14 protein-coding genes are annotated in these 23,338 nt (G+C 36.1%); 13 read left to right on the top strand and 1 reads right to left on the bottom strand.

The features are described 5' to 3' along the window. The first annotated feature begins 4 nt into the window (after positions 1 to 4). From ASF10_RS09785 to ASF10_RS09845, 13 genes are all read left to right on the top strand, one after another. The gene (locus ASF10_RS09785) at positions 5 to 1,582 is read left to right on the top strand and encodes a RagB/SusD family nutrient uptake outer membrane protein (protein WP_056248970.1); all 1,578 of its coding nucleotides are present in this window, start codon (positions 5 to 7) and stop codon (positions 1,580 to 1,582) included. 20 nt (positions 1,583 to 1,602) lie between these two features. Further along, the gene (locus ASF10_RS09790; RefSeq protein WP_241774939.1) at positions 1,603 to 2,466 is read left to right on the top strand and encodes a hypothetical protein; all 864 of its coding nucleotides are present in this window, start codon (positions 1,603 to 1,605) and stop codon (positions 2,464 to 2,466) included. A 135-nt stretch (positions 2,467 to 2,601) separates the two neighbouring features. Further along, positions 2,602 to 5,088, top strand: coding sequence for a glycoside hydrolase family 2 TIM barrel-domain containing protein (locus ASF10_RS09795; RefSeq protein ID WP_056248286.1), 2,487 nt, complete (start codon positions 2,602 to 2,604; stop codon positions 5,086 to 5,088). 31 nt (positions 5,089 to 5,119) lie between these two features. Continuing rightward, positions 5,120 to 7,519: an alpha-xylosidase gene (locus ASF10_RS09800; protein WP_056248289.1), complete on the top strand. Its 2,400-nt coding sequence runs from the start codon at positions 5,120 to 5,122 to the stop codon at positions 7,517 to 7,519. Between the two features lie 254 nt (positions 7,520 to 7,773). Then, complete coding sequence (locus tag ASF10_RS09805; protein WP_056248293.1) at positions 7,774 to 9,777, top strand: glycoside hydrolase family 97 protein; 2,004 nt, start codon at positions 7,774 to 7,776, stop codon at positions 9,775 to 9,777. Between the two features lie 126 nt (positions 9,778 to 9,903). Next, positions 9,904 to 11,484 (top strand): GH39 family glycosyl hydrolase, encoded by a 1,581-nt coding sequence (locus tag ASF10_RS09810; protein ID WP_056248296.1) that lies wholly within the window; start codon positions 9,904 to 9,906, stop codon positions 11,482 to 11,484. Between the two features lie 46 nt (positions 11,485 to 11,530). After that, positions 11,531 to 13,768 carry a glycoside hydrolase family 3 C-terminal domain-containing protein gene (locus ASF10_RS09815; protein ID WP_056248299.1) on the top strand — a complete coding sequence of 746 codons (2,238 nt, stop codon included), beginning with the start codon at positions 11,531 to 11,533 and terminating at the stop codon, positions 13,766 to 13,768. 146 nt (positions 13,769 to 13,914) lie between these two features. Next, entirely contained in the window at positions 13,915 to 15,171 is a 1,257-nt protein-coding gene (locus ASF10_RS09820; protein WP_198529578.1) for a glycoside hydrolase family 5 protein, read from the top strand. A 321-nt stretch (positions 15,172 to 15,492) separates the two neighbouring features. Beyond that, positions 15,493 to 17,442, top strand: a complete 1,950-nt coding sequence (locus ASF10_RS09825; protein ID WP_056248302.1) for a sialate O-acetylesterase — start codon at positions 15,493 to 15,495, stop codon at positions 17,440 to 17,442. 8 nt (positions 17,443 to 17,450) lie between these two features. Continuing rightward, positions 17,451 to 18,953, top strand: coding sequence for a family 43 glycosylhydrolase (locus ASF10_RS09830; protein ID WP_056248305.1), 1,503 nt, complete (start codon positions 17,451 to 17,453; stop codon positions 18,951 to 18,953). A gap of 297 nt (positions 18,954 to 19,250) precedes the next feature. Beyond that, positions 19,251 to 21,659, top strand: a complete 2,409-nt coding sequence (locus ASF10_RS09835; protein ID WP_056248308.1) for a glycosyl hydrolase family 95 catalytic domain-containing protein — start codon at positions 19,251 to 19,253, stop codon at positions 21,657 to 21,659. Between the two features lie 261 nt (positions 21,660 to 21,920). Beyond that, positions 21,921 to 22,379: a Panacea domain-containing protein gene (locus ASF10_RS09840; RefSeq protein WP_056248310.1), complete on the top strand. Its 459-nt coding sequence runs from the start codon at positions 21,921 to 21,923 to the stop codon at positions 22,377 to 22,379. A 7-nt stretch (positions 22,380 to 22,386) separates the two neighbouring features. Then, positions 22,387 to 22,749 (top strand): hypothetical protein, encoded by a 363-nt coding sequence (locus ASF10_RS09845; RefSeq protein ID WP_056248313.1) that lies wholly within the window; start codon positions 22,387 to 22,389, stop codon positions 22,747 to 22,749. A 23-nt stretch (positions 22,750 to 22,772) separates the two neighbouring features. On the opposite strand, the gene ASF10_RS09850 is transcribed toward ASF10_RS09845, so the two are convergent. Beyond that, a complete protein-coding gene (locus tag ASF10_RS09850) occupies positions 22,773 to 23,324 on the bottom strand; it encodes a CvpA family protein (RefSeq protein ID WP_056248316.1) in 552 nt (183 codons plus the stop codon). Positions 23,325 to 23,338 lie beyond the last annotated feature (14 nt).

The raw sequence follows: 23,338 nt of genomic DNA on the forward strand, positions 1-23,338 counted from the left end.
AACGATGAAAACATATATAAAATTATTTGCTGTTTCAAGCTTGTTCGTTTTAGGAGCTTGTTCGACTGATTTTTTAGACACAGAACCTTCTACAATTAAGGTTGAAGAAAATTTTTATAAAACTCCAAACGATGCATACCAGGGATTAGTTTCTATTTATGATGTATTGCAGCGTGAAGCTTACGGAGGACAATTGTTGATTAGCGAGCAGGCTTCTGATGATTGTTTTGGAGGATATGGAGTTGCAGATGCGCAGGCAGATGTTGAATGGGACCGTTTTTTATACGTAACCAATAAAGACATGAATACAGATGTTTGGAAAAACTCGTATTTAGGAATTTACAGAGCGAATATTTTATTGGCAAATCTTGATAAAATAAACTGGGGAACAGATACAGCATTAAAAACAAGATACGAAGCAGAAGCACGTTTTTTAAGAGCACACTTTCATTTTCAGGCAGCAAAAATGTTTGGGGATATAGTGCCTTTAGATCACATTATTACCTCTAGTGAATTTCAATTGCCAAGACAAAGTGCTGAGGTTACTTATGCTTTGATTGCAAATGATTTGAAATTTGCTGCTGATAATTTAAATAACGATAACTATTCTCAAAACGGAAACGCTAATTACGGACGTATCACAAAATGGGCTGCCGAAGCGTATTTAGCAAGAACCTTTTTGTTTTATACAGATTATTACAAAAAAGCTGATATGGCAGGTGTAATTACAAAAGCACAAGCTGTAACTTATATTAATGATGTAGTTAGCAATAGCGGACACGGTTTAGTAGCTGATTTTGCGAATCTTTGGCTTGCTGCTTCTTTTGAAAATTTTGCGGGAGAAGACAATACCGAAATGGTTTGGGCTGTACGTTTTAATGGTTCAGGAAAAGGAAACTGGGCACTAAACGAAGGAAACCGTTTTCAGGTAAATATTGCACCTCGTGGAGGATCAATAGGAAAATATGCAACAGGATGGGGAGGAGCAACTGTAAACCCAAAACTATATAATGCATACGAAACCGGAGATACACGTAGAGATGCAACTATTATAAATTTTGCAGGAGAAGGTTTGAATTTTAATGCCGAAGCCAGAGAACAACGTCAGTACACAGGTTACTCCTGGAAAAAATATTGCCCAATTACCAACGCAGCAGGAACAGCAATTGTAGAAATTAACGGAGGAAATTTCCAGATTGATAACTACCAGGATTATGCTATTATTCGTTATGCAGATGTTTTATTAATGGCTGCCGAATTGAATTTAGGTACAAATAATGCATTGGCTCAAGCCGATTTAGATAAAGTTCGTGACCGTGCTTTTAAAAGTACAACACACAGAGTAACCGTTTCTAAAACAGTTATTATGGAAGAACGCCGCTTAGAATTAGCACTTGAAGGACAACGTTATTTTGACTTAATCAGACAAGGTGTAGATGTAGCAAAAGCTGCAATAGACAATACAGGATCTGATGCTCAATTTAATGTGACTTTTAGAAAAGAAACTTTAGGTTGGTTGCCATTGCCACAATCTCAAATAGTAATTTCTAACGGTACTATCTCACAAAATCCAGGTTGGTAATTAACTAAAAACAATTGATTATGAAACGTACATTATATATAATAATAGCTGCAATAACCATAGGTTCAGGATTATATTCTTGTGAGCCTGTTGAAGATCGAGAAAGTTTAGATGCCGTTACATTAACGCCGGCTACAACTAAATTTTCAATCACTCAAAACCCTGCCAACGATCATGAAGTTATCGTGAAAAACGAAGATCCAAGTGTAATTCCGTACTGGCATTATATTGACAGCAAAGGAAATGAGTTAGGACATTCGAACAAAGGAGATGATAAAATCATACTTCCGTTTGGAGGAAGTTATAAGATTTATTATACCGCATATACCAGAGGTGGCGCAGTACAAGCAGATCCTGTATCAGTTACAGTAGCAAAAAATGATGATGCCTACTTTAGTGATCCAAGATGGAGCAACCTGACAAACGGAATAGCAGGAAAAACATGGGTATTAGACATGATAAAACCGCTTGAATTTGTTGACTCAAACTATATCAACAGCACACTTAGTCCTGCAGGATGGTGGCCGGTACTTACAGATATTTCATGGGCCGGATTAGAAAATAAAAACTGGGGAGAAATTACCTTTGACCTTAACGGAGGATATAATGTTTCAGTAACACAAACAAATCCAAAACTTGGCAGTACGGTACAAACTACTAAAAAGGCAACTTTCAACTTTACACTTACAACAGAGTCAAGAAATGACAGAATAGTTTTTAATGGAGGAACAGAAATGCTGCACCCAAATGAAGCGAGTTATTTTAGTTCTGCATCCAGCTTTGCCAATGTAAAAATTGTTGAGTTAACACCAACAACATTAAGCTTTTTAGCTATTAGAGCAGATGGTGGTTACCTGGTTTACCACTTAATTGTTAAGCCATAATTATTTAATTCATAGTCTCAGTTTTAAAGACATTTTATACTGTTCTTTAAAACTGAGACTTAAATTATACTGAATAGAAAATAAGAATAGCTTTTTTTATTTCTAAATTCAATTTCCAAAATAAAAATTATACCAATGAATAATAGGAAAAACTTAAACAGTGGAATATCATTATTAATGCTGCTCGCAATTATCTTACTAGATTCCTGCAGCAAAAAAGAAGATAATTTTAGCGATAGAAAAGTTTCTTTTAATTCAGATTGGAGCTTTCATTTAAATGACAGCATAAAAGACAAAGATACTATTGGAGCTTCAACCCAATGGAGAACATTAAACGTTCCTCACGATTGGAGCGTTGAAGGAAAGTTTGACGAAAAAAGCCCTGCCGGATATGGAGGCGGAGCTCTTAACGGAGGTTTAGGCTGGTATAAAAAAACATTTAAAGTTAATGCTCAGGACAGCACAAAAATAACTTCAATTACTTTTGACGGTGTTTATAAAAACAGCGAAGTCTGGGTAAACGGACATTATTTAGGAAAACGTCCAAACGGATATATTGGTTTTCAATATGAAATCTCTAAATACTTAAATTACGGAGATAAAAACAATGAAATTATTGTAAAGGTTGACAATTCAAAACAACCCAATTCACGCTGGTATTCAGGATCAGGGATTTTTAGAAACGTCTGGATCGAAACCACAGATAAAGTACACGTTGCACAATGGGGAACTTATGTGACAACACCCAAAGTTACTGCACAAAAAGCTTCGGTACATTTTGAAACTACTATTCAAAATCAAAACACCACTTCAAAAAAAGCAACAGTAACCACAACTATTTTTAAAGAAGATACCAAAGTAACATCCGTTACCCAAAATATAACGATTGGTGCAAATGCCAATCAAACCATCAAACAAGAAACTCAGGTCGAAACACCAATTTTATGGTCGGTTGAAAAACCGGAATTGTATACAGCAGTTACTGAAATTGCTATAGAAGATAAAATTGTAGATCAATACAAAACCAATTTTGGAATCAGGGATTTTAAATTTGATGCTGATAAAGGCTTTATCCTGAACGGAAAACAAGTAAAAATAAAAGGAGTTTGTTTACACCATGATTTAGGTCCGTTAGGTTCTGCAATTAATACAAGAGCCATCGAACGTCAATTAGAGATTATGAAAGAAATGGGCGTGAACGGAATCAGGACTTCACACAATCCACCTGCTCCGGAACTTTTAGACTTATGTGATAAAATGGGTTTTATTGTAATGGATGAAGCTTTTGACATGTGGAAACAAACCAAAACCAAATACGATTACGGAAATGACTGGGACAAATGGCACAAAAAAGATCTAATCGATCAATTGCTTCGAGACCGTAATCATGCCAGTATTTTTATGTGGAGTATTGGTAATGAAATTCCGGAACAATGGAACGAGGACGGAGTAACAATTGCTAAAGAATTAGCCGCAATTACACGTCAGTACGATAAAACCCGTCCAATTACCGCAGCGATGAATCCGCCTGTGAATATGAATCTTGACGGAGTAAATTTACAATTCGAAAAAGCAGCGGTTCAATACAATAAAATTGCAAAATCTGGTGCTTTGGATCTTATTGGATACAATTATGCGCATCAAACATATGAATATCACAAACAAAATTTTCCGGGAATTCCTTTCATCGCCACAGAAACTACGTCAGGTTTACAAACACGAGGTTATTATGATGCCGTTTCAGACACTATAAAAAAATGGCCAGTTAGCTGGGATAAAAAATTTACTGGAGGAAATCCGGGTAACACAGTTTCTGCTTACGATCAGGTACAAACACCTTGGGGTTCAACGCACGAAGCAACCTGGAAAGTAATTAAAAAACATGATTTCCTTGCCGGAATGTACATCTGGACAGGTTTCGATTATATTGGCGAACCAACTCCGTATGAATGGCCGTCGATTAGTTCTTATTTCGGAATTGTCGATTTAGCCGGTTTCCCAAAAGATGTTTATTATATGTACCAAAGCGAATGGACAGACAAAACGGTTCTGCACATTTTCCCGCACTGGAACTGGAAAGCAGGACAAACCGTTGACGTTTGGGCATATTACAATAATGCGGATGAGGTTGAATTATTCCTTAACGGAAAATCAGTTGGAGTTCGCAGTAAAAAAGGAGACGATTTACATGTAATGTGGAGAATTCCTTTTCAATCCGGAACACTAAAAGCAATCTCCCGTAAAAACGGAAAAACAGTTCTGGAAACCGAAATTAAAACAGCCGGAAATCCATCAGCTTTAAAACTTACCGCAGACAGAAGCACGATTAAAGCAGATGGAAATGATTTGTCTTTTGTAACCGTAGACATTCTCGATGCAAAAGGAATTTTAGCTCCAAATGCTACTAACGAAATCAACTTCTCCTTAAAAGGAAACGGAAAAATTGTAGGCGTTTCCAGCGGAAATCCCGTTAGTCACGAATCATACAAAGGCTCAAAACACACGGCGCTGGCAGGAAAATGTCTGGTAATTGTACAATCAGGTGATAAATCCGGAAGATTAGAATTAACGGCAAAAGCAAATGGGTTAAAACAATCTACAATTGTAATTACAGCAGAATAAAAGACTATTAATAAAACTAAATAACCACACAATGAAAAAAATACAGATAGCTTCTTTATCTCTATTCATGGGTTTTGGATTGTTGCTTTCGCCAAAAGCATCAGCACAAATTCAGAACGCAGATGTGCTAAATGCTCCGGTAGATATCAGCAAGGATTTTCAGAATTATCTGAACACCTTTTATTTTGCTGATGAACTTACCGCTTTTGATCCTGCAACAGGAAAAGGAACTTTAAAATATTTGAGATACAATTATAAAACGCGTCAGGCTTTCAACAACATGATGATGAAACCGGATACCGTTGCAGCAAACGAATTTCCAACAACAGAATATCAGGCTTCACCAGAATTACCATTTCAGATTCAGTTTGTCTCAGACAGAACCATTAGAATCAAAACCACTTCAGGACCACAATTTCACCCTGAAAAAGAATCTTTAATGTTGATAAATGGTGTTGCGCCAAATCATCCGGAATTATGGAAATATGCTAAAATCGAAGGTGGTCACAGTTATACAAGCAAACACGGAAAAGTAGAAATTTTGACCAAACCGTGGCATGTAAAAATTTACGATGAAACCGGAAAACTGCTGACAAGTACACTTCACGATTCAGATTTTAAAAATACGTATACACCAACACTTCCGTTTTCGTATGTGCGCAGAAACAGCGATTATTCCAGAAGTATGGGCGCAGCTTTTAGCTTAGAACCGGACGAAAAAATATTTGGTTGCGGAGAATCATTTACACAATTCAACAAACGCGGACAAAAAGTAGTTTTGTGGGCAGATGACGCCAACGGAATTCAGAACGAAACGATGTACAAACCTGTTCCGTTTTATATGAGCAGTCGTGGTTACGGAGTTTTCATGCACCATTCGACCCCAATTACAGTTGACTTTGGTAGATATTATTCTAGTGCCAACGAAATGTATATTGGTGATGACGAAGCCGATTTGTTTTTCTTTATCGGAGAACCAAAAGACGTTCTGGATCAATACACAGATTTAACCGGAAAAGCAGCAATGCCACCACTTTGGTCATTTGGTTTCTGGATGAGCAGAATCACTTATTTCTCAGAAAAAGAAGGAAGAGATGTAGCAAGAGATTTACGTAAATATAAAATCCCAACAGATGTTATTCACTTTGACACCGGTTGGTTTGATGTAGATTGGAGAAACAATTACGAGTTTGCAAAAGCACGTTTTCCGGATGCACAAAAAATGATGACCGATTTAAAGAAAGACGGATTTCAGGTTTGTTTATGGCAATTGCCTTATTTCTCACCAAAAAACTCATTGTTTGATGAAATCATGGATAAGAATTTAGCCGTAAGAGACCGCAAAGGAAATCTTCCGTATGAAGATGCAGTTCTGGATTTCTCAAATCCTGAAACCGTAAGCTGGTATCAGGCAAAACTGAAACATTTATTCGATCAGGGAGTAGCAGTTTTCAAAGTAGATTTTGGAGAAGCAGCTCCGCCAGACGGAATTTACCATTCAGGAAGAACAGGATTTTACGAACATAATTTATATCCGTTACGATACAATAAGGCTGTTGCCGAAATTACTCAAAAAGAAAAAGGATATACTTTAATCTGGGCAAGAAGTACCTGGGCAGGATCTCAACGTTACCCGTTACATTGGGGTGGAGATGCTGAAACCACAAACGGAGCAATGTCGGCAGAATTACGCGGCGGACTTTCATTAGGATTAAGCGGATTCAGTTTCTGGAGTCATGACGTAGGAGGATTTGCAACAAAATCCCCAGAGAATTTATACAGAAGATGGGCGCCTTTCGGGATGTTTACTTCACACGTAAGAAGCCACGGAGAACCTCCGCGCGAACCTTGGTTGTACAGCAAAGATTTCCTTGAAGGATTTAGAAAAGCAGATAATATGCGTTACGAATTAATGCCATATATCTACGCTCAGGCAAAAGAAAGCTCTCAAAAAGGATTACCAATGATGCGTGCTTTATTTGTAGAATATCCAAATGATCCGGGAGCCTGGTTGGTAGACAACGAATATTTATTTGGTTCAAGTATGTTGGTTGCGCCACTTTTTGAAGAAGTAACAGAAAGAGATGTTTACCTTCCGGAAGGAACATGGATTGACTATCAAACCAAAAAAGTATACCAATCCGGTTGGCATAAAATCAAAGCAGGCGAAGTACCAATTGTAGTTTTAGTAAAAGACGGAACAGCTTTGCCCCACATCGCTTTAGCACAATCTACAAAAGACATGGATTGGAGCAAATTAACTTTGAAAGTTTACGCAAGTGACAAAACAACTTCGGCTACAGCCAAAGTATTTTTACCGGAAGGTGATGCAGTACAAGAAATAAAAGTTACAAAATCCGGAAACAATTTTGACGTAACTTCAAACCCGTTACAAGGAAAAACAACTCTAAAAACAGAGTGGATAAAATAAAGAAATGTATGCCACAGATTGCACAGATTAAAAGGATTAAAAATTGAGAATTAAAAAAATAAATCTGCTTAAATCTGTGAGATCTGCGTGAAAAAAAAACACACAGAATTTAAAAATCATTTTAATCTGTGTAATCTGTGGCAAAAAAAATAAATCCTTAGTCGGATAAAAATAAGTTTTTGTTGAGTTTTTAAATCGGGTGAAGTCTCATACGCAACACCCGATTTATTAAAAATGAATTAAGAAAAAAAATCATGAAAAATTACCTCATTCTTCCCGCTTTAATCCTTTCGGTTTCGATTGGATACAGTCAGAAAAATAAAAATGCTTATGAATTGGCATCGCCAAACGGGCAAAACAAAATTAAATTCGAGTTAGTAAAAAACGCTCCAAAATATGCGGTGTCACACGGAAAAACCGAAGTGATAACACCATCGGATATGGGTTTTTTATTAAAAGGAAATGAAAATTTAAGCACAGATTTCGAAATTAAAAGCGTGAAAAACTCGACTTTTGATGAAACCTGGGAACAAGTTTGGGGAGAAAAGAAAAACATTAGAAACAATTACAATCAGCTTTCTGTAGAATTACAGCAAAAAAGCGGAAACAAACGTAAATTAGAAATTCAGTTTCGTGCGTTTGATGACGGAATCGCTTTTAGATATGTATATCCAAAACAAAGTGTAAAAGACAGTATTTTCATTATGGATGAAAAAACGACTTTTAACTTAAAAGAAGATGGAAAAGCATGGTGGATTCCTGCAAACAGAGAAAATCGTGATGAATATCTTTTTAAAGATGCGCCTGTAAGTACACTTGATACCGTTTTGACTCCGTTAACAATCGAAAGCAAAAGCGGATTAGCCTTGAGTTTTCACGAAGCAAATTTAGTTGATTTTGCCAGTATGACTTTGGTCAATACAACCGGAACACAATTAAAATCTGATTTGGTGCCGTGGTCTGATGGTGTAAAAGTTCGTGTAAAGGACACCTTTACTTCTTCTTGGAGAACGCTTCAAATAGGTGAAACTCCAGCAGATTTAATTACATCATATTTGATTTTAAACCTGAACGAGCCAAACAAATTAAAGAATGCAAGTTATTTTAAACCATACAAATACTTTGGAATTTGGTGGGGAATGCACATTGGAAAATATACTTTTTGGGAAAGCGATAAACAAGGCGCAACTACCAAACATGCCGAAGAATATATTGATTTTACAGCAAAAGAAGGATTTCACCATTTATTGATCGAAGGCTGGAACAAAGGCTGGACGCCACAATGGTATGAAAACCATATGCACATGTTTAGCTTTACGAAAAGTGCAGACAATTTTGACTTAGAGAAAGTTGTTGAATACGGAAACAAGAAGGGCGTTGCACTTATTGGATATCACGAAACGGGTTCGAACTTAATAAATTATTTAAAAGAAGTTGACGAAGGTTTTGCCTTGTACAAAAAACTAGGAATGCACTCCGTTAAAATTGGACACGTAGGTTCTAAACTGAACATGAAAGAAAATCACTTTGGACAATTTGGAGTGAACTATTTCAGATATATTTTAGAAAAAGCAGCACAATATGATTTAGCCGTATTATATCATGAATCTATAAAAGATACCGGAGAACGCAGAACTTTCCCAAACATGGTTTCAAGAGAAGCCGCACGTGGACAAGAATATAATGCATGGAGCGAAGGAAATCCGCCAAATCACTTAACGATTATTCCGTTTACCAGATTACTTTCAGGACCAATGGACTTTACACCGGGAATTTTTGATGTTGAGGTAAAACAAGGATATCCTGGAAAAAGAGTACACGGAACAACAGCGCAGCAATTAGCATTGTACGTTACGATTTATGCACCAATCCAGATGATGGCAGATCTTCCTGAAAATTACGAAGGAAAACCGGCATTACAATTCTTAAAAGATGTTCCGACAGATTGGGAAGACACAAAAGTATTAGACGGAAAAATTGGTGAATACATCACAACAGCTCGTAAAGACAGAAACAGCGCCGATTGGTATTTAGGAACAATCACAAACGAAAACGCAAGAGACGTAAATGTTTCTTTATCATTCTTAGATCCAAGCGCAACTTATGAAGCACAGATTTATGCTGACGCCGAAGGAACTGACGAAACACACAATCCATCAGCAGTAGCGATTTCGAAGAAAACCGTAAAAGCTTCAGATTCGCTAAAATTACATTTAGGCGGAGCCGGAGGAACAGCAATCCGTTTCAAAAAACTATAGATATAGATTGTCAAACCCGACAGGTTTTAAAAACCTGTCGGGTTTACTAACGTAACGATTAGATTTAGTAAAGTATCCTAACAAGTTTCCAAAACCTGTTAGATATCAATAATATAAAAAAAACAAATGAAAAAATATTCAGCAATACTATTTCTTTCATTACTTCTAATCAATGCAAAATTGATTGGACAAAATACTACTGCTGAAAACAGAACCATCAAAGTCGATTACAATAAAACAGCAGGAAAACTGAACACCATGTTTAAAGAATGTATTGGCGCAGGAAGAGCAAACGAAGGTTTACGCGCAGATTGGCAACAACAATTGGCGATGACCAAAAAAGAATGCGATTTTAAATACATCAGAATGCACGGTTTATTGTCTGATGATATGGCGGTTTATCGCGAAGACTCAAAAGGAAATCCCGAATATAATTACCAATATATCGATGCTCTGTATGATTTTATATTGAGTATTAAAATGAAGCCTTTTGTAGAATTGGGTTTCATGCCATCGGCTTTAGCGAGCGGAAGTCAGACTATTTTCTGGTGGAAAGGAAATGTAACCCCTCCAAAAGATTATAAAAAATGGGAAGATTTAATTCGAAACTTAACCCATCATTTTACAGAACGTTACGGAGCCGAAGAAGTAAAAACATGGTATTTTGAAGTTTGGAACGAACCCAATTTATCTCCGGGTTTCTGGACAGGAACTCAGGCAGAATATTTTAAACTATATGAGTACGCAGCTCACGGAATCAAAAGCGTAAATTCGGCTTACAAAATAGGCGGTCCCGCAACTGCAGGAGCGGCGTGGGTTCCGGAAACAATTGAATTTTGTGCTAAAAACAATGTTCCGTTAGATTTTATATCTACACATACTTACGGCGTAAAACAAGGATTTCTGGATGAATTTGGAACTTCGGGAACAATTCTGAATAAAGACGAATCGAGTATAAGCGGCGACGTGATTAATTCCCGCAAACAAATTTCAAATTCGGCTAAGCCAAAACTTGAATTGCATTATACAGAATGGAGCTCTTCTTATACTCCAGCAGATCCTGTTCATGACAGTTATCATTCTGCGGCTTATATTCTTCAAAAATTAAAACAAGTAGGCAATGCCGCAAACTCCATGTCATATTGGGTTTTCACTGATATATTTGAAGAAGCAGGTCCAAGATTTACCCCTTTTCACGGAGGATTTGGATTATTGAATACACAGGGAATCAAAAAACCGGCTTATTTTTCTTATTCTTTTTTGAATAAATTAGGAGAAACGGAACTTCAAAATAAAGACACCTCTTCCTGGGTAACCAAAAATTCAAAAGGAGATGTTCAGTTATTATTTTGGGATTTTACCAATACACATCCCGGAGATTCCATGAATAATCAAACCTATTATATTAAGGATTTACCATCAAAACCAAAAGGCAGTATAAAAATTGAAGTCGATGGTTTACAAAAAGGTAACTACACTTTAGAAATTTATAAAGTAGGTTATAAAGTCAATGATGCTTACGCCGATTATTTGGCAATGGGAAAACCAAGTCAATTATCACGAGAACAAGTAAAGAGTATAAAAGAAAAAAATAATGGTGCTTTGATCGCAACAGAAAAAGTAGCAATTAATGCAAAAGGAACTTTTAGCAAAGACTATAAAATCAGTGAAAATGATGTTGTATTGTTCAATTTTGTAAAGCAATGATTTCTAAAAAAACGAATTCCAAAAAACTAAAATAAATTTATTAAGCATGAAAAATAAAATTATATGCCTATCAGCTGCATTTGCATTTCTGGCATTTGCTTCTTGTAAAAATGATGCAAAAAGCCCAGACTCTGATTCGGCGCAGACAGAAGAATACAAAGGAAGAGAAATAGGAACAGAATTCGATGCAGAGATCGACAAGCTGGTTTCTCAAATGACGCTTGAAGAAAAAATTGGCATGCTGCACGGTAACAGTATGTTTACTTCTGGCGGTGTAAAACGTTTAGGCATTCCGGAACTTAAAATGGCAGATGGACCGTTAGGAGTTCGTGAAGAAATTTCTCGCGACAACTGGGCTCCGGCAGGATTAAAAGATGATTTCGCAACCTATTACCCAGCCGGTGGAGGACTTGCTGCAACATGGAATGCTGAAATGGCATATACCTTCGGGAATAGCCTTGGACAGGAAATGCGTGCCAGAGATAAAGATATGTTGCTTTCACCAGCCATAAATATTGTTAGAACGCCACTTGGAGGAAGAACATATGAATATATGTCTGAAGACCCGTTTTTGAACAAAAAAATTGCAGTGCCGTTAATTGTTGGTTTACAGGATAACGATGTTATGGCTTGTGTAAAGCATTATGCAGCAAACAATCAGGAAACAAATCGTGATTTTGTCGATGTACAAATTGACGAACGTACACTTCGTGAAATTTATCTTCCGGCATTCGAAGCTTCGATAAAAGAAGCGCACGCTTATAGCGTTATGGGAGCTTACAATAAATTTAGAGGAGAATATTTATGTGAGAATGACTATATGCTAAACAAAATCCTTCGTGACGAATGGGGATTTAAAGGCGTTGTAGTGTCAGATTGGGCTGCGGTACACTCTACAGTAAAATCATTAAAAAGCGGATTAGATATTGAAATGGGAACTCCAAAACCATTCAATGAATTTTTCCTTGCCGATAAATTAATTGCTGCTGCTAAAAACAAAGAAATTTCAGAAGCAGAAATTGATATCCACGTAAAAAGAATCCTGCGCACTTTATTTCAGGTAAAAGCAATGGGCGGAAAAGAGCGTGCAAAAGGAAGCATCGCAACCGAAGCACATTATCAGGACGCTTATAAAATTGCTGCAGAAGCAATCGTATTATTGAAAAACGATAACAATGCATTACCATTAAAACTAGACGGAGTAAAATCTATTGCCGTAATTGGAAACAATGCTACAAAGAAAAACGCGCTTGGCGGATTTGGGGCAGGAGTAAAAACCAAAAGAGAAATTACACCACTTGAAGGTTTAAAAAACAGATTGCCATCATCAATTACAATCAATTATGCTGAAGGTTATTTAGAGCGATACGACGAGAAAAACAAGGGAAATTTAGGAAATATAACTTCAAATGGTCCAGTAACGATCGATCAGTTAGATCCTGCTAAATTGCAGGAAGCTATTGAAACCGCTAAAAAATCTGATGTTGCGATTATTTTTGCAGGTTCAAACCGTGATTACGAAACAGAAGCTTCTGACCGTAGAAACTTAAAATTACCATTTGGACAAGAAGAATTAATTCAGAAAGTATTAGCCGTAAACCCAAAAACTATTGTAGTTATGGTTGCAGGAGCTCCGTTTGATATTGATGCCGTAAGCAAAAAAACATCGGCATTAGTATGGACATGGTTTAATGGTTCTGAAGGAGGAAATGCTTTGGCAGATGTACTTTTAGGAAAAGTAAACCCGTCAGGAAAATTACCTTGGACAATGCCTAAACAAATCATGGATTCTCCGGCACACGCTACAAATAGTTTCCCTGGAGGAAAAGCTGTAAACTATGCCGAAGGAATTTTGGTAGGATACCGTTGGTTCGACACTAAAAATATTACTCCGTTATATCCTTTTGGATTTGGATTATCGTATACCACTTTTGCTTTCGATAACGCAAAAACGGATAAAACTACTTACGCGCAAAACGAAACAATTTCAGTTTCTGTAGACGTAAAAAATACCGGAAAAGTTGATGGTAAAGAAGTCGTTCAGTTGTATACTTCTAAATCAGATTCTAAAATAAGTCGTGCAGCACAAGAATTAAAAGGTTTCCAGAAAACATTAGTAAAATCAGGAAGTTCTAATACAGTAACAATTAAAGTTCCGGTAAAAGAATTGGCTTACTACGATGTAACCGCTAAAAAATGGACCGTTGAGCCAGGAAAATATACTTTAAAATTAGGAAACTCTTCAAGAGATATCAAGAAAGAAGTTGTCGTAACGATAAAGTAATCAGGAGTTTTTACATTAATTGTGTGGGTCTTTAATAGTTTTAAGTAAAACAGGAAAGTTTGATGAAACTATTTTTTTCAAATGCGTTTAGTGTTATTTAAGTTAGTAAAAAGAGAACCACACAATTAATAGTAAAAAATCAAAAAATGAAAAAAAACGTAAAAAGTTATTTGTTTAGTGCTATTTTATCTTTGTCTTTTTTAAGCATTTTGGCATGCAGTTCTGATAAAGAAGCAGAAGCACAAGTAAAAACCGAAGCAGGAATAGAAAAAGTTGTTGCTGCCGGATTATATCCAGGTTACAATACAAATCCTATTGCAGCTGATGCAAACGGAATGGGAAGTAATGCGGTACAATTAGCAGCAAAAATAAAACTGGGCTGGAATATTGGCAACACCTTAGAAGCAACTGGCGGAGAAACTGCCTGGGGAAATCCAAAAGTAACAAAAGCATTAATCGATGCTGTAAAAGCAAACGGATTCAATGCCATCAGAATTCCATGTTCGTGGAATCAGTATTTAGAAAATTCGGCAACAGCCAAACTAAAAACCGATTGGCTGAACAGGGTAAAAGAAGTCGTGCAATATTGTGTTGACAATAATATGTATGTAGTCGTTAACATTCACTGGGACGGTGGCTGGTTAGAAAACAATATTACCGAAGCTAAAAAAGTAGAAAACAACGCCAAACAAAAAGCTTTTTGGGAACAAATTGCAACACACTTAAGAGGTTTTGACGAGCATTTACTTTTTGCAAGCGCCAATGAACCAGCAGTTGAAGACGCAGCACAAATGGCAGTTTTAACTTCGTATCACCAAACCTTTATCGATGCTGTTCGTTCAACCGGAGGAAAAAACACCTACAGAACATTAATAGTTCAGGGACCAACAACAGATATCGAAAAAACAAATAAATTAATGACCACTTTGCCTACAGATAAAACGGCAAGCCGCATGATGGTCGAAGTGCATTATTATGCTCCATGGAATTTTGGAGGATTAACCAAAGACGAATCCTGGGGAAAAATGTTCTATTATTGGGGAGCGGGATTTCATTCGACAACAGAACTGGATAGAAATGCAAGTTATGGAGAAGAAGCGGATCTTACTAAAAACTTCAAACTAATGAAAACCCAGTTTGTCGATAAAGGAATTCCGGTTTTATTAGGCGAGTTTGGCGCAATTCGCCGTACTACTTTAACAGGCAGTGCATTGACTTTGCATTTAAACTCCAGAGCCTATTATTTAAAGACCGTAGTAAAAACAGCCAAAGCAAATGGATTATTGCCGTTTTATTGGGATGAGGGAAATCTGGGTAACAACGGTTTCGGAATTATCAACAGAACCAATAATACTGTTTTTGATACTCAGGCATTGAATGCAATGAAAGAAGGATTACAGTAAAATATAAATTCAGCATATAAGTAATATAAGAAATTATAAGTCTGGCTTAAAAACCCGAACTTCGTTTTCAATTATCTACAATCTTATCATTTCGACATACGGAGAAATCAAACTCGTTAATCGACAAAAATTGGAGACATTGATTACGGAATTTCTAGTGTGATTTCTCCTTACGTCGAAATGACAAATTATGGCGTCTTTGCATTTAATTAAATAAAAATACAAATTCACCATATAAGTGATATAAGAAAATTTAAGCACAAACTATATCAAAAGCTTAAATTTTCTTATATCACTTATATGGTTTAAAAAACAAATGAAATGAAGAAAAACATAATGTTTCTTTTTTTGATGTGCAGTATCATGGCAAATGCCAATGTTAGAATGCCTTTGTTATTTTCTGACGGCATGGTTTTGCAGCGCAACAAAGAAATTCCGGTTTGGGGTTGGGCAGATGCAAACGAAAAAGTCGAAGTTCATTTTAACAAACAAACTAAAACCGTTCAAGCTGATAAAAACGGAAAATGGATGATAAAACTGTCTGCAGAAAAAGCAGGTGGACCTTTTGAATTATCCATTAAAGGAAAAAACAAAATCATTATAAAAGATGTTTTGGTTGGCGAAGTATGGATTTGCAGCGGACAATCAAACATGGAATTTCAGATGTATAAAACGCTGAATGCCGAAAAAGAAATGGCCGATTCTGATTATCCTATGATTCGCCATTTTGGAGTTGCACAAGATTTAAGCGGAACACCAAAAGAAGATCTAAAAGAAGGAAAATGGGCAGTTGCTAACAAAGAAAATATTCGGGACTTTACAGCCGCAGGTTTCTTTTTTGCCAAAAAATTATATGCTGAATTAAAAATCCCAATCGGAATTATCAATATTTCCTGGGGCGGAACAAATGTAGAAACCTGGACAAGCCGTCAGGCTTTCGAAAAAAGCAATGACTTTAAAGCCGTGATTGCAGATGTTCCTCAGGTAGATATGGATGCTGTTTTTGAAGTTTATAAAAAGTCAGTTCTTGACAACATAAAGAAAATTCAGGGATTTGATGTTTCGATGGAAAATGAAAATCAATACAAAGATTTCAATTTTAACGATAAAAACTGGCCGGAAATAAAAGTGCCGTCTTTATGGGAAAACCAACAAATAGGCAATATTGATGGAATTGTCTGGATGCGAAAAACAATTACTTTAACTGCAGAACAAGCTAAAAGCGAAGCTGTTTTACATTTATCCAAAGTCGACGACGAAGATATCACCTATATTAATGGAGTTGAGGTAGGAACCAATAAAATCTGGGAAACATTACGCGTTTATAAAATTCCTGCAGGAACGTTAAAAGAAGGCAAAAATGTAATTGCAGTTCGTATTGCAGATTATTCAGGCGGTGGCGGAATCTACGGCGATCCTTCTGACTTAAAAATTCAGTTTAAAGACAACAATATTCCACTCAAAGGACTTTGGAAATTCAATGTCGTTCAGGTAAAAATTGCCGTTTCACCAAATAGTTATCCATCGTTATTATACAATGCAATGGTGAATCCGCTCGTTCCGTATGTTTTTCAGGGCGTTTTATGGTATCAGGGCGAAGCCAATGTTTGGAGAGCAAAACAATACAAAAAAGCATTTCCGTTAATGATCACAGATTGGCGAACAAAATGGAATCAAGGCAATTTTCCTTTCTACTTCGTACAATTATCAACTTTTGATGAATTCAAAGGCAATAGTAAAGTCGGAAGCCGTTGGGCAGAACTTCGCGAAGCCCAACTTGAAACCCTAAAATTACCCAATACCGGAATGGTCGTAACCACAGATATTGGTAATGCAAAAGACATTCATCCAAAAAATAAACAAGACGTAGGTTTACGTTTGGCAGCAATTGCGTTGAATAATGTCTATGATAAAAAACAAATTTACAGCGGACCAACTTTTAAGTCTCAGGAAATAAAAGGAAACGAAATTATCCTTACTTTCGACAATATCGGAAGCGGATTATCTGCTTCTGATAATTCTGAAAACCTAAAAGGATTCGAAATCGCCGGAGCTGACAAAATTTTTCATTCCGCGAAAGCAATAATCAAAAACAATAAAGTCATTGTTTCAAGCGAAAACGTAAAAAATCCCGTAGCCGTTCATTATGGCTGGGCAGATGATGATACAGAAATCAATCTTTTTAACAAAGAAAAATTTCCTGCATCGCCCTTTAGAACTGATAATTGGGAAATGATTACGGCAAACGAAATATATAAAGTGAGTAAATAATCTTAATTATGAAAAAGATAATTTTTTTATTGATAGGCGTATTCTCACTTGCAATTAATGCACAGCAACAAAATATAAAAACAGGTGATGAATTTTATCAAAACCCAATATTCAGAGGAGACTATCCGGATCCGTCTATAATTAGAGATGGTGAGGATTATTATATTGTGCATTCTTCATTTAATTATTATCCCGGACTATTAATATGGACTTCAAAAGATTTGGTAAATTGGAAACCGGTTACACACGCACTTCAAAAAAGTGTAGGATCAGTTTGGGCGCCTGATTTAGTAAAATACAATAACAAATTTTACATCTATTTCCCTGCAAACGAAACCAATTATGTAGTTTGGGCAGATAACATCAACGGACCATGGAGTGATCCAGTTGATTTAAAAATTGGGAATATCGACCCCGGACATTTTACAGACGAAAAAGGAAATCGATATTTATATTTTAGTAATGGCGATTATGTGCCTTTGTCTAAAGATGGACTTTCAGTTTCCGGAACAGGCAAACATGTTTACGACGGATGGAAAATTCCTGTAGAATGGTCGATAGAATGTTTTTGTATGGAAGGACCAAAAGTATTAAAGCAAGGAAATTATTATTATCTAACGGTTGCCGAAGGCGGAACTGCGGGACCTGCTACAAGCCACATGGTGATTTCGGCAAGATCAAAATCGCCTTTAGGACCTTGGGAAAATTCTCCATACAATCCAATCTTAAGAACCAACGATAGTTCAGAAAAATGGTGGTCAAAAGGTCATGCCACATTAATTGATGATGTAAACGGAAAATGGTGGATGGTTTTTCATGGTTATGAAAACGGATACTATAATATGGGTCGCCAAACGTTGCTACAACCTGTAGAATGGACAAATGATGGCTGGTTTAAAAGTCCGGAAAACATCAAAACCGAACAACCAATAAAAAAACCGGCAGGAAAAACTTTAAAAACTAATTTTACACTTTCTGATACTTTTTCAGGTACTGAACTTGAGCCACAATGGCAATTTTTCGATCATTATGACGCTGAAAGATTTAAAGTCACCAAAGACGGAATTCAGATAAAAGCAAAAGGGAAAAACATTGGCGAAAGCTCTCCTTTATTATGTACACCATCTGATCATTCTTACACAGCAGAAGTTGAAGCCGAAATAGAAGGCAATGCCACAGCGGGACTTATTCTGTTTTACGACAATAAACTTTATACCGGAATTGCTGCCGATAAAGACAATGTTTTAGCCATATTACGATCATGGCAGTTTCCAACTCAGAAAGGTGTAAACAAAGCGCATTTATTTCTTCGTTTAGAAAAGAAAGAACAACTTGTAAACATGTTTTACAGTATCGACGGAAAAGTTTGGATTAAGATTGAAAACTCTGCAGAAGTATCATCATTTAATCATAATGTATTAAGCGGTTTCATGAGTCTTCGTTTAGGGCTTTCTTCAGTTGGTGAAGGTAAGGTTACATTCAAAAATTTCATTTATAAAGCGACAAATTAACTGCTAAATAATTAAATTTAGAATCTAAACAGGATTTACGTTGATAATTTGGGCGTGACCACATTTACAAAAGGCGCTATTTAACAAACCGCTTATGTGCGCCTTTCGCAAATGCGGTCGGGCTATACGCATTACTTCGGTAATTTGCTTCTATCCCTCACGCGGGCAAAGTGGGTTTCGATATCCTAACCCGTTTCCAAAACCTGTTAGGTATATTTGTCAAAGCAATTAAAAAATTAGAATACCTAACAGGTTGAAAAACGGGTTAGGATATCATCAATAAAAAAGAAATATTGAATGAAATCAAACATCATAAAAAAAATATTTTTCATTTTGCTATTCACCTCGTTCTGCATCAATATGACGGCGCAATCGAATCATGTTTTGTGGTACAATCAACCCGCAGAATTTTTTGAGGAAAGCTTGGTTTTAGGAAACGGAAAAATGGGAGCCACGGTTTTTGGCGGCGCAAATTCAGATAAAATTTATTTGAATGATGCCACACTTTGGTCAGGCGAACCCGTAAACGCGAACATGAATCCGGAAGCTTACAAAAATATTCCGGCAATTAGGGAAGCGCTCAAAAATGAAAACTACAAACTAGCCGACGAACTCAACAAGAAGCTCGAAGGCAAAAACTCTGAATCCTACGCACCTCTTGGAACATTAGAAATCAACAATTCTGAGAAAGGAAAAGCTGCAAATTATTATCGTGAACTGGATATTTCGAATGCAATCTCAAAAGTGAGCTATGAAATGAACGGAATAAAATTTACCCGTGAATATTTTGTTTCGGCACCAGACCAAATCATGGTAATCAAATTAACGAGCAGCGCAAAAGGAGGTTTGAATTTTGATATTAATTTAAGGAGTTTACTAAAATCAAATGTTGAAGTAAGAAATAATATTCTGGTAATGACCGGACTTGCTCCAATTCATGAAAATGCAGGATATCCCGTTTTGCCAAAATACAAGGAAGTAAAAGAAAGAGGAACAAGATTCACCGCTTTAATCCAAATCAAAAAAACAGACGGAAAAATTACAAGTTCCAGAGAATCTTTAAGCTTAAAAGATGCGACAGAAGCTTATGTTTATATATCTGTTGCCACAAGTTTTAATGGTTTTAACAAAAATCCTGCAACCGAGGGCTTAGATGATGTATCAATTGCATTGCAAAACCTGAACAAAGCATTTGCAAAATCATTCGATAAATTAAAAGAAGCCCACATTGCTGATTATCAGAAATATTACAACAGAGTAACTTTAGATTTAGGAAAAACAACCGCACCGGATGTAGCAACAGACGAACGTTTATTGCGCTACGCTGACGGTAAAGAAGACAAAAATCTTGAAATTCTATATTTCAATTACGGACGTTATTTACTCATAAGCAGTTCCAGAACAATGGGTGTTCCGGCAAATTTACAAGGCATTTGGAATCCGCATCTAAATCCGCCATGGAGCAGTAATTATACGATGAATATCAATCTCGAAGAGAATTACTGGCTGGCAGAAAACACCAATCTATCCGAGATGCATTTGTCGCTTTTGAGCTTTATAAAAAATCTTTCTGTAACCGGAAAAGTTACGGCAAAAACTTTTTATGGCGTAAACCAAGGTTGGGCTGCGGCACATAATTCAGATATTTGGGCAATGACAAATCCGGTGGGACAATTTGGTAAAGAAGATCCAAGTTGGGCTTGCTGGCCATTATCAGGAGCTTGGTTAAGTACCCATATTTGGGAACATTATATTTTTACACAAGATAAAAATTATCTAAAAAACGAAGGATATCCAATTATGAAAGGTGCTTCTGAGTTTTTTTTAGGCTGGATGATTACAGACAAAAACGGAAATCTAATTACATCGCCATCCACTTCACCTGAAAATAAATACATTGCGCCAGACGGTTTCATTGGAGCGACAATGTATGGAGGAACAGCAGATTTAGCGATGATAAGAGAATGTTTTGAAAAAACGATAAAAGCCTCTAAAGTTCTAAATACCGATGCTGATTTTAGAGCAAAACTAGAAACGGCACTTTCTAAATTTCATCCGTATCAAATTGGCAAAAAAGGAAACCTTCAGGAATGGTATTTTGATTGGAATGACGAAGATCCAAAACACCGCCATCAATCACAATTATTCGGACTTTTTCCCGGAGATCATATCACGCCCGAAAAAACACCTGATTTGGCCGAAGCATCTAAAAAGACTCTAGAAATAAAAGGAGACGAAACAACCGGCTGGTCAAAAGGATGGAGAATTAATCTTTGGGCAAGACTTTGGGACGGAAATCGTGCTTATAAAATGTTTAGAGAACTATTAAAGTATGTCGATCCGGACGGAAAGAAAACTGATAAACCCAGAAGAGGAGGAGGAACATACCCGAATTTGTTCGATGCACATCCGCCATTTCAAATCGATGGAAATTTTGGCGGAGCCGCAGCTGTTGCTGAAATGCTGTTGCAATCTGATGAAAATGAAATTAGATTATTACCCGCTTTACCAGACGCTTGGGAAACTGGATCAGTAAAAGGAATTTGTGCCCGTGGCGGATTTGAAATCGAAATGAACTGGGAAAATAAGATTCTGAAAAAAGTTTCAATTTCTTCAAAAACAGGAGGAAAAACAGTTTTAATAAATGGAAATAAAAAACAAAATATCATATTAAAAAAAGGAGAAAAATTAGAAATAAACTGGTAAAATAGTTCTAAACACAATCTTGTCAAACCCGACAATCCCAATTCTTCGGGATTGTCGGGTTTATTATTATTTGAAAACTAATGTCATCCTGAGCGAAGTCGAAGGCTTGGATTATAGGAAATGGGCTTCGACTTCGCTCAGCCTGATAAACGTTTTAAAATCTTTTCGATTTACTCATTAAGCCTTGATTTACATTGCAATAAGTTTTTAAAATTTTGTTGCAAACTTATTTTAATTAACTTTGATTAAAATATTATAATCATGACTTACAATCCAACAACAGTCGCTAATTATTTCATAGATAAATATTCCAAAACGGGAAATCTTACGCCAATGAAAATAATTAAGCTAACATATATTGCTTATGGCTGGTATTTGGCTTTGACAGACAAAAAAGAAAGATTGCTTGATGAAAGTCCTATTGCCTGGGATTTTGGACCTGTTTTTCCATCTCTTTATTATAGTATAAAACAATACAAAAAAGAGAAGATTACAGAGAAAATTCCGAATGCGATAAAAGATGAAAAAATAACCAGCGAAGACGAGAAATTTTTAGATAAAATATGGGAAGTCTACGGGAGATTTGACGGTATTTATTTAAGTGCCTTAACGCATAATGACGGTACGCCGTGGAGAAAAGTATACCGCAAAGATTCGAATGCTCTTATTTCTGATGATGATATTTTTGAACATTATAAAACTAAGTTAAAACCAATTTAAACTTATTATGTCCTCCCTAAATCTAAATCAAATTTCAATTACAAATAGTTCTTCATTAACTCCTGAAGACCTAAGTAAAGCGCGTTTACAAAATCAAATCCTTGAGGACAGATTAGGAAATGCAAAAGTGGGCCGTTTTTTAGAAGATACAAGACTTAGAAGGCATTTAACCTATATTTTTGCCGGTATTATTTTTCTTTGGCTGGCTTCTGTTGTATCGGTTTTGTATTTTAATGATAATTTACTTCATCTCAATCTTTCAGAAAATGTATTGATTACATTGCTGACAACTTCGTCTGTAAATGTAATAGGAATGATGTTGATTATTTTGAAAAATTTATTTCCAAAACCACTGCATGACGACGAATAGATTAAATTAATAGTTGTTTTAAACTATTCTTTTTCAGTTTCAGTTTTGTTTTCTTCGGCAGATTTTTTATCATGTTCTTCCTTAAAATTCTCGTACCATTTCTCGATCGAAGGATAAACAAAAGCAGCTACTTTTTTTACAGGATTATAAAAAATAGATTTATCCAGCGTTTCTTTTTTTGCAAAAGTTTCATTGAAGTTTATTTTCTCAAACAACGCAATAAAAATACTCATAATCAGGATAGTTTTTAGGATTCTGAAAAAACCTCCACCCAGTTTATTTGCCCATCCCAAAAAAGCAAAATCAGCAATTCCGGTAAGGATTTTAGCTAAGAAATAAACACCAATAACCACCAGAATAAAAGTCAGGATAAAAGCTGTAACCTGTATGGTGTTTGGATTCCAGGAAACATGTTTCATGATTAGTTCCTTCATGAAAGAAGAGAATTTTATAGCAATATAAATTCCAAGTAATAAAGAAATAAAAGAAGCAATTTCTACAAAAAGACCATTTTTAATTCCTTTGTATAAACTAAAAGCCAAAAGAGCTCCAAAAATCATGTCAAAAAGACTCATATTTTCTGTGTTTT

The organism is Flavobacterium sp. Leaf82 (genome assembly GCF_001422725.1).
GTDB lineage: Bacteria > Bacteroidota > Bacteroidia > Flavobacteriales > Flavobacteriaceae > Flavobacterium.

Bases quoted from the DNA above. Each gene is read 5' to 3' on its own strand.
- ASF10_RS09785 (WP_056248970.1), top strand. From the start codon at position 5: ATGAAAACATATATAAAATTATTTGCTGTTTCAAGCTTGTTCGTTTTA.
- ASF10_RS09790 (WP_241774939.1), top strand. From the start codon at position 1,603: ATGAAACGTACATTATATATAATAATAGCTGCAATAACCATAGGTTCA.
- ASF10_RS09795 (WP_056248286.1), top strand. From the start codon at position 2,602: ATGAATAATAGGAAAAACTTAAACAGTGGAATATCATTATTAATGCTG.
- ASF10_RS09800 (WP_056248289.1), top strand. From the start codon at position 5,120: ATGAAAAAAATACAGATAGCTTCTTTATCTCTATTCATGGGTTTTGGA.
- ASF10_RS09805 (WP_056248293.1), top strand. From the start codon at position 7,774: ATGAAAAATTACCTCATTCTTCCCGCTTTAATCCTTTCGGTTTCGATT.
- ASF10_RS09810 (WP_056248296.1), top strand. From the start codon at position 9,904: ATGAAAAAATATTCAGCAATACTATTTCTTTCATTACTTCTAATCAAT.
- ASF10_RS09815 (WP_056248299.1), top strand. From the start codon at position 11,531: ATGAAAAATAAAATTATATGCCTATCAGCTGCATTTGCATTTCTGGCA.
- ASF10_RS09820 (WP_198529578.1), top strand. From the start codon at position 13,915: ATGAAAAAAAACGTAAAAAGTTATTTGTTTAGTGCTATTTTATCTTTG.
- ASF10_RS09825 (WP_056248302.1), top strand. From the start codon at position 15,493: ATGAAGAAAAACATAATGTTTCTTTTTTTGATGTGCAGTATCATGGCA.
- ASF10_RS09830 (WP_056248305.1), top strand. From the start codon at position 17,451: ATGAAAAAGATAATTTTTTTATTGATAGGCGTATTCTCACTTGCAATT.
- ASF10_RS09835 (WP_056248308.1), top strand. From the start codon at position 19,251: ATGAAATCAAACATCATAAAAAAAATATTTTTCATTTTGCTATTCACC.
- ASF10_RS09840 (WP_056248310.1), top strand. From the start codon at position 21,921: ATGACTTACAATCCAACAACAGTCGCTAATTATTTCATAGATAAATAT.
- ASF10_RS09845 (WP_056248313.1), top strand. From the start codon at position 22,387: ATGTCCTCCCTAAATCTAAATCAAATTTCAATTACAAATAGTTCTTCA.
- ASF10_RS09850 (WP_056248316.1), bottom strand. From the start codon at position 23,324: ATGAGTCTTTTTGACATGATTTTTGGAGCTCTTTTGGCTTTTAGTTTA.